Source organism: Saccharopolyspora sp. NPDC002376, from assembly GCF_053593195.1.
In genome coordinates this window covers 19,828-27,445 of record NZ_JBSFBZ010000080.1, presented here as the reverse complement: position 1 = coordinate 27,445, position 7,618 = coordinate 19,828, and the positions used below count along the sequence as shown (strand labels likewise).

Annotated in this window: 6 protein-coding genes; 3 read left to right on the top strand and 3 right to left on the bottom strand. The window is 69.5% G+C overall.

Going from position 1 to position 7,618, the window contains the following annotated elements; genetic code table 11:
* Positions 1 to 86 precede the first annotated feature (86 nt).
* Positions 87 to 755, bottom strand: coding sequence for a hypothetical protein (locus tag ACWCO2_RS33700; RefSeq protein ID WP_450131847.1), 669 nt, complete (start codon positions 753 to 755; stop codon positions 87 to 89).
* Positions 756 to 1,018: 263 nt separating this feature from the next.
* On the opposite strand from ACWCO2_RS33700, the gene ACWCO2_RS33695 reads away from it, so the two are divergent.
* On the top strand, positions 1,019 to 1,174 hold the full coding sequence (locus ACWCO2_RS33695) for a hypothetical protein (RefSeq protein WP_450131846.1): 156 nt from the start codon (positions 1,019 to 1,021) through the stop codon (positions 1,172 to 1,174).
* Here the strand turns inward: ACWCO2_RS33695 and ACWCO2_RS33690 are convergent.
* Together ACWCO2_RS33690 and ACWCO2_RS33685 are read right to left on the bottom strand one after the other, a co-directional pair.
* Positions 1,164 to 3,119 carry a UvrD-helicase domain-containing protein gene (locus tag ACWCO2_RS33690; protein ID WP_450131845.1) on the bottom strand — a complete coding sequence of 652 codons (1,956 nt, stop codon included), beginning with the start codon at positions 3,117 to 3,119 and terminating at the stop codon, positions 1,164 to 1,166. The two genes, ACWCO2_RS33695 and ACWCO2_RS33690, sit on opposite strands and share 11 nt — an antisense overlap.
* Positions 3,120 to 3,246: 127 nt before the next feature.
* Entirely contained in the window at positions 3,247 to 4,902 is a 1,656-nt protein-coding gene (locus ACWCO2_RS33685) for a DUF885 domain-containing protein (RefSeq protein ID WP_450131844.1), read from the bottom strand.
* A 320-nt stretch (positions 4,903 to 5,222) separates the two neighbouring features.
* Between ACWCO2_RS33685 and ACWCO2_RS33680 the strand changes: the two genes are divergently transcribed.
* Together ACWCO2_RS33680 and ACWCO2_RS33675 are read left to right on the top strand one after the other, a co-directional pair.
* Positions 5,223 to 6,044, top strand: coding sequence for a GNAT family N-acetyltransferase (locus tag ACWCO2_RS33680; protein ID WP_450131843.1), 822 nt, complete (start codon positions 5,223 to 5,225; stop codon positions 6,042 to 6,044).
* Positions 6,045 to 6,240: 196 nt separating this feature from the next.
* The gene (locus ACWCO2_RS33675; RefSeq protein ID WP_450131842.1) at positions 6,241 to 7,494 is read left to right on the top strand and encodes an MFS transporter; all 1,254 of its coding nucleotides are present in this window, start codon (positions 6,241 to 6,243) and stop codon (positions 7,492 to 7,494) included.
* Positions 7,495 to 7,618 lie beyond the last annotated feature (124 nt).

Genomic DNA, 7,618 nt, shown 5'->3' with positions numbered 1-7,618 from the left:
GCGTCGCGTAGTCGGGGAGGCTGCGGCAGGGGCTCCGGCTAATGGGGTGTCCGCGCGGATTTCGCGCTAGCAGCGTTCGAACACTGCTACGCACTCACGACCTCTCGTGGCCGGAGGGCGCGTTGCCGGCTGATGAGTTGTGCGGTCAGCACGACGAGTTGGCAGAACGGGGAGGGGAAGCCGAGGACGATCCCGATGGCGATGTCGATCAGCGGGGCAGCCACCGCTGCGGCGAAGACGCGATTCGGGACGGTCGGCGGCTTTTGGAGTGCCGCCCACGGGGTGCGGCGCCAGGGTTTGGCGATCGACAGCCATGCTTGGAAGGCGATCGCCGAGGCCATCAGGGCTGTGCCGAGCAGCAGTGCCAGCGGTGGGCTGGCCTCGCCGTTCTGGGCTGCGGTGACCGAGTCCTGCAGCGCGCCGGAGAGGATGAAGATCCCGGCGTAGAGCTGGACGACGGTGATCGCGAACTTCACCAGCACCCACCAGTTCCGGAAGAATCCCCAGGCCGTGGACGCGGCGAGCATGAACCCGGTGAACGCGGCGGCGTTCGCGAACGGGCCGAGCAGCCGCACGTCCACCACGTGCGCCATCGACGTCGCGCTGACGCGGACCGCGGTGTCGTCAGTGGCGAAACTCGTCGCCAGCAGGGTGAAAAGCACCAGAGCCTGGGCCATCCAACCGACAGATGTCATCACGTGCAGCCACACGACGGCCTGCCGCCAGCGCTGGGAACTCGTCTTCGCCACGACCACGAGGATTCGTCATGCGCGCGACCAGCGGATCCAGCGAAATCCCCGAGTAAACCCTGAGTGCGTCCCGGAGTGCCTGTTTTTGATCTTTGCGCCCATCTTCATGTCCGCTGGCGATCATGGAGGGTGTGCTGGAGATGCTGCACGCCGCGGGATTCCCCTGGAAGTCGGGTTGGACGTGCTGTTCTCACTGGCGGGTTTCGTACTCGGTCACGTCGTGACCGCGACCAGTCCCGGGGGGCGAGCTGGTAGAGGCGTCCGCGCAGGTGCGCAATCCGTCCGATGTGGACCCCGAGGAGTTTCCGCTGCTCGCCGCAGCGGCGGCGGGGGCGAGCAGTCAGGCCGGGGCCAAATCGCGCTTCGACTTCGCGCTCGACGCGATGCTCGCCGGATTCGAGGAAGCCCGCAACGTCACTGGGTGAGCGTGGCGATCCAGAGGTGGTCGCGGGCCCGGGTTTGAGCGACCAGGCGGTGGCGGTTCGACGCCTCGATCTCGTCCCGGTGGCCGTTGAACTGAAGGCCTTCGTCCGGGAGGAAGACCGCCCGGAACTCCGTTCCCTTGGCCCGGTGGACCGTGCCGATGTGGATCGGACCGGACGTGCGGCCGTTCCAGCGGTCCAGGGACCGGACGGTGAAACCGGCCTCGCGCAGCACCTGATCCCAGTGCCGCGCCGCATCGTTCGTCCTGGTCAGCACGGCTGTGTCGGCGTTGTCGTCGAGTTCGCGGAGCGCGGCGATCAGCGCCTCCTCTTGGTCCGCGCCCTCCCAGTGCACCACTTGGCCGCCGCGTAAGACCGGTAACGCCGAGCGCAGCGCGACCGCGGGACCGCCGTCGAGGTCGTCGAACCGGTTGATCGCGTCGAGCTTCCCGGCCTGCTGGACGATCGACGCTCGGTTCCGGTAGTTGCGGCGCAGGACTTCACCCCTGCCCTGCAACGAGATCCCGGCCTCGGAAAGGCGCCAGCCACCGGGATACACCTGCTGCTGGCCATCGCCGACGAGCAGCAGCTGATCGGGTCCGTCACCGCTGATCGCGTGCACCAAGCGCAAGCCGATCAACGTCAGGTCTTGGACCTCGTCGACGACCACCGCCGCGTACTGGCGGGGCAGCGGTCGGCGGTCGAGCTCCGACAGCGCGCGCATCAGCACGTCGTTGTGGTCGAAGGCATCCCGTTCGGACAGTTCGCGCTCGTACTCGCAGTAGAACTGCCAGACGCGGGCGCGGAGTTCGGCCGGCAGGGGCTGGCCGCGGCCCTTGCGCGGGACCGTTCGGTAGGTGTCCAGCGTGCGGATCCCGCGCCCCTTGATGACCCGGTTGATCTCGTCCTTCCAGTAGCTGCGCGAGTTTCGGAATCCGCGCAGCGGCCCGGTCAATTCCGGGCGCTGCCACACCGCTTCGAAGGCCTGCTCCACCTTCTGCTCGTCGACGTCGGCGGCGCGTCCGCGCTGGTCCAGGAAGTCCCGCGCCCAGGAGTGCAGGTGGGTGAACTCGATGCGCTGGACCAGGTGCGGGGCCAGCGAGCGGAACTGCTCGGCGGCGATCAGCGGCAGGTTGCGCAGGTGCGTGGTGAACAGCAGCTTCCCGGTCGTGCGGCGGGAGAGGTAGGCCAACCGGTGCAGGGCGAGGACCGACTTGCCGGTGCCCGCCGGGCCGGTGACCCGCGCAGGTCCGGAGTAGCGGCGCCGCACCGCCCCGAGCTGCGTGTCGTCCAGGAAGATCCGCCAATCGCGGAACGGCCGCTCCAGTGCCCGCTCGACCCGCTCGCGGTGCAGGTCCCGCGTCTCGATCAGCGCGGATTCACCGATCTGCCCCGGGATGCGCTGCCCCGGGATGCGCTGCGGGTTCCACATGAACGGGGTCAGGTCGAAGGTCCTGCTGTCCAGGTGCCGAGCGATGTTCAGCGCCTCAACGGGTTTCAGCAGTCGTTCGCCGTGCCGCAGGATGCGGTCCAGTTCGGCTTCGGTGATGGCCAAGTGCTCACCTGTGTGGCCCTTGCGGCCGCGGTGATCGGCCGGGTGCACCACCACCGTGCGGACCACCGCCTCGGTCACCGCGCCCGCATCGGTCGACGCTCCGGCCAGCAGTTCCGCCGCCCAGACGAACGCCGCCCGGGTGTCCTCCCACTCCGGTTCGGCCTCTCGGAGCAGGACGACCAGCACGCCCTGCGGGCCCACGAGCACCGCGTCCGGGCGGTTGGCCGGGGTGTGCGGGGCGAACTGGTTGAGCAGCGGATACCAGCCGCTGTCGTGCTCGACCCCGAACCGCTGAAGCACCCGGTGGTGCCAGGACGGCAGCGGCCGATCGGCCAGCTCGGCTTCGGCTTCGCGGCGCAGTCGTTCCTGGCGGTGGTGGAAAGTCCCGGTCACGGCGTCTCCTGTCTCCGCTGGAACCGTCGCCGGCGGCGGCGACCACGCTAGGTATCGACATTAGTGCGTTGAGTGTCGGTTTCGGGCGTGTGCGCAGCTCATCACCTGGATGTCGCAGGCGCGGAAATCAGCGCTGGAGGAGCTCTTCGGCGACCATCAGGTCCAATGTGGACACCGGAAGGGCGCCGTGCCGCAGGATCGCGTCGTGGAAGCGGCGGATGTCGAAGTCCGCGCCGAGGCGCTGCTGCGCGGTGGCCCGGACCCGCTCGATCTCCAGCTTCCCCACCAGGTACGACAGCGCCTGCGCCGGGTAGGAGATGTAGCGGTCGATCTCGGAGTCGACCTCCAGCTGCGGCAGAATGGTGTGTTCCCGCAGGTAGTCCACGGAGCGTTGACGGCTCCAGCCGAACTCGTGCAGCCCGGTGTCGACCACCAGCCGCGCAGCGCGCAACAGGTCCTGCGCGACCATTCCCAGTCGGGCCAGGTCGTCGGAGTACAGACCCATCTCGTCGGCCAGCCGCTCGGTGTAGAGGCCCCAGCCTTCGGAATAGGCGATGATCGAGATCAGCCGCCGCAGCATCGGCAGCTCGGTGCGCAGCTGCGCCGAGCTGATCTGCATGTGGTGGCCGGGCACGACCTCGTGGAACGCGATCACCTCGGAGTTGAAGCGCTGGCGCTGCTCGGCGCCTTCGGTGTTGGCGAAGTAGACCCCCGGACGCGAGCCGTCCAGCGCGGGGGCGTTGTAGAGGCCGATCGGTGTGCTCTCCGTGGTGGGGCCCGGAATCGCGCGCACCTCGCACGGCTGGTCGGGCAGAGTCGCGAACCACTGCGGCGCAACGGCTTCCGCGCGTGTGATCGCCTCGCGCGCGGACGTCAGCAGCTCCTCGCCGTCCCGCCAGCGCAGTGCGGGATCGGTGCGCAGCCGGTGCAGCACCGCGTCCGGATCGCGTTCGTCCCAGGTCCTCGCGCCCAGCTCGGCGAGCTCCTCGCGCAGCTCCGCGACCCGTGCCAGGCCGATGTCGTGCAGCTCCTGCGGAGTGCGGTCGGTGCTGGTGTGCGCGCGCACGAGCCGCTGGTAGATCTCGTGGCCACCGGGGATCCAGCGCAACCCGGGTTGCTCGGCCGGGCGGGAATGCGCGGCGATCTCGGTGGCGAGCACCTCCCGGTACTCGCGCAGCGCCGGGTGCACCAATTCGACCAGCACGCGCTTGCGCTCCTGGTCCAGCGCAGGGTCGTGCAGCTCGGGAACGAGCAGCGGGTCGCTGTCCGGTGCGGCCAGGTATTCGCCGAGGTGGCGGATCGCGTCCTCGACCAGCACCCGCACCGGAACCCGGCCGGTCGCGACGCCCTCCCGGTGCCGTTGCGCGGCGGCCGCGATGAACCCGGGGAGCTTGCGCAGGCGCTGCACGAAATCCGCGCCCTGCTCGGCATCCGCGGCCGAAACTTGCCCGAGGTGGAACAACAGCCCGGCGACCGGCGCGAACAAGCTGCCGACCACGGTGTACTCGGGGGAGCGGGCGTCGAACTCGGCGACCACGGCCTGCGCGTGGTGCACCACGGCCGCGATGGTCAGCCGCTGCTCCAGATCAGCGTGCGAGGTGTCCACCGCCATCGCACGCACCCGGATGTCCTCAGCGCGCTCCCGGAACGCCAGCTCGCCCGCGGCGGAGATGTCCGGCAGCTCATCGTCCCGGTCGTGGACCCCGTACAGCGAAGCGCTGACCGGGTTCGACTCGAACATGACGTCCAGCAGTTCATCGGCGAGTTCTGTGGGGGTGCTCACATCAACCCATCCTGCCCCAGAACCTGTTTCCGGTGGTCGTTTTGCGTGGCGGTGCGGGTGGCGGAACCTCAGACGCCGCCTGGACTGCGGGTGCCCAACTTTATGTATGCCAATACACGGCAGTCGGGCCGCCCTCGCCAGGCGATGTCTGAGAACCCGCGGCGGTGCAAGCGCCGAGGGTGGGCTATGCGCCTAGCAGCGCATCAAAGATCAAAGACAGGAATTCAGACGGCCGACACCGCGCCGCCTCCGTTTGTCCCGTTTCGCTTCGTCCACCCGGTCCCGGAGGACGGTCGCCGCGAAGCAGGGACAATGAAGGTGTGGATCCACTGCACGACCCGGACGACGAGGCACTGCTCGACCCCAGGCAAGCTCGCGATCTCGCCGGGCTGGTCGAGACCGCGCAGCTCGCTTCTGCCGTCGTGCGCTACGGGCTGCGCACGAGGGTCGGCGCGGCCACGGTCGTGCTCAACCAGGACAACCCGCTGCCCGCCGCCAACCACGCCTGCGCCCTGTGGGGAACGCTCGCCGAGGTCGCCGGAACCCTGCTGGAACTGGAGCAGGTCTTCGCCGACGCCGGCCACTCCGAGGCCGTCGTGTTCGCCTCGCCGACCACCGTCGCGGAGATCGAGGGCATCGCCGACGACGCCGGATGGCGCGCGGTGGAGGAGCTCGTCGCGCTGCTGCACCGGGTCCGGCAGGACGCCCGCGGCCTCGCGCGACCGGCCGAGGACCGCGACCTGCCCGGCATCGTCGACTTGATCGCCGACGACGCCGGCCTCTCCGAAGAGGGCGAGCGGCGGCTCCTGCGCAACCTGGGCCACCGCATCGACGAACCGCGCAGCGTCCTGCGCGTCGTGGACGACCCGGACGCCGATCGCATCGCGGGCTTCGCCCAGGGATTCATCGAGCGCCGCGTCGGACTGGTCGAGCAGGTGATCGTGCGCCCCGGCCGACGCCGCCGAGGCATCGGCCGCGAACTGGTCGCCGACGTCATCGACGAGCTCCGCGAGCGCGGCGCCCTGATGGTCGCAGGCCAGAGTGAGGAAGGCGGCACAGCGGAGCGCTTCGCCGAAGCCTGCGGCTTCGACGTGGTCTACGGCGTAACGGCCTACGCCCGCCGAATCGACGACCTCCTGTAACCCTGGTGACGGTCAATTTCTCGCGAAATTGACCACCGTCGTGCCCTGGGCTGGGGTTGCACGCTCAAGAGGGGGACTCGTCACATCCTTCGCCGTCGGCGGAATAAAGCCCGCGCGGTGGGGGTTCGGCTAGCCGGACTGACCCGGGCAGGCTCCGGGATTTTCGTTTAGTTCGGCTAAGCATGGGAGGGCGACGGTGTCGAGCAGCTCGGCAACGGCGGAGAACACCGAGGGCACCGGCACCGGCTCCTTGCCGCGGGAGATCTGGATCCTGGTCATCGGCAGCTTCATCGTCGCGGTGGGCATGGGCATCGTGGCCCCGGCGCTGCCGACCTTCGCCACCAGCTTCGACGTCGGCGTCACCGCCGCGTCCTTCGTGATCAGCGCGTTCGCCTTGATGCGCCTGGCCTTCGCCCCGGTCAGCGGACGTCTCGTGTCGTTCTTCGGCGAGCGCTCGATCTACGTCTTGGGCATCACGATCGTCGGGCTGAGCACCGCAGCCTGCGCGTTCGCCGGTTCCTACTGGCAGCTGCTGATCTTCCGCGCCCTCGGCGGCACCGGCTCGACGATGTTCACCGTCTCCGCGGTCGCGCTGTTGGTCCGCCTGTCGCCGCCGCACCTGCGCGGCCGGGCGTCCGGGGTGTGGGCGACGAGCTTCCTGCTCGGCAACGTCTCCGGACCGATCATCGGCGGCGTCATGATCGGCTACTCGCTGCGGCTGCCGTTCGTCACCTACGGCATCGCGCTGTTCGTCGCCGCGTTCATCGGCTGGCTGATGCTGCGCAAGTCGGAGCTGGCGGCGCCGCAGACCGACACCGGCGAGACGCAGGCGATGACGGTCCGCCAAGCCCTGCGCCACCGGACCTACCGCGCCGCGCTGCTGTCCAACTTCAACAACGGCTGGGCCGTCTTCGGCGTCCGGATCGCGCTGGTCCCGCTGTTCGTGGTCGAAGCCCTGCACTCCACCCAATCCATGGCAGGCGTGGCGCTGTCGGTGTTCGCGGTCGGCAACGCCGCCGTGCTGCTGCTGTCCGGCCGGATCTCCGACCAACGCGGCCGCAAACCGCTGGTGCTCGTCGGGCTCGTGGTCTCCGGGCTGGCCACCGCGTCCCTGGGATTCACCGACTCCGTCCCGTGGTTCCTCGCCGCGTCGCTGATCGCGGGCATGGGCGCCGGCATCCTCAACCCCGCCCAGAACGCCGCGGTCGCCGACATCATCGGTGCGAAGGGCAAGGGCGGTCCGGTGCTGGCGTCGTTCCAGATGTCGTCCGACTTCGGTGCGATCCTCGGCCCGCTGGTCGCCGGGATGCTCGCCGACGCGATCTCCTACAAAGCGGCCTTCGTCGTCACCGGCTTCACCGCGGTGCTCGGCCTGCTTGCCTGGGCCGGAGCCCCGGAAACCCGTCCGGCCGACAAACCCGCTCCGCAGCTGGCAGACGACGCCGCCTAACGCTCGAGTCGCCGCCTGGCGAGACCGGTCGCAGTCTGGACACCGAACGAGCAGGTGTCCGGTCACCGGCCGCCGGGTACTCCGGCGTTGACCTGACGCGCCGGTTCGCCTGCCTGCCGAAGCG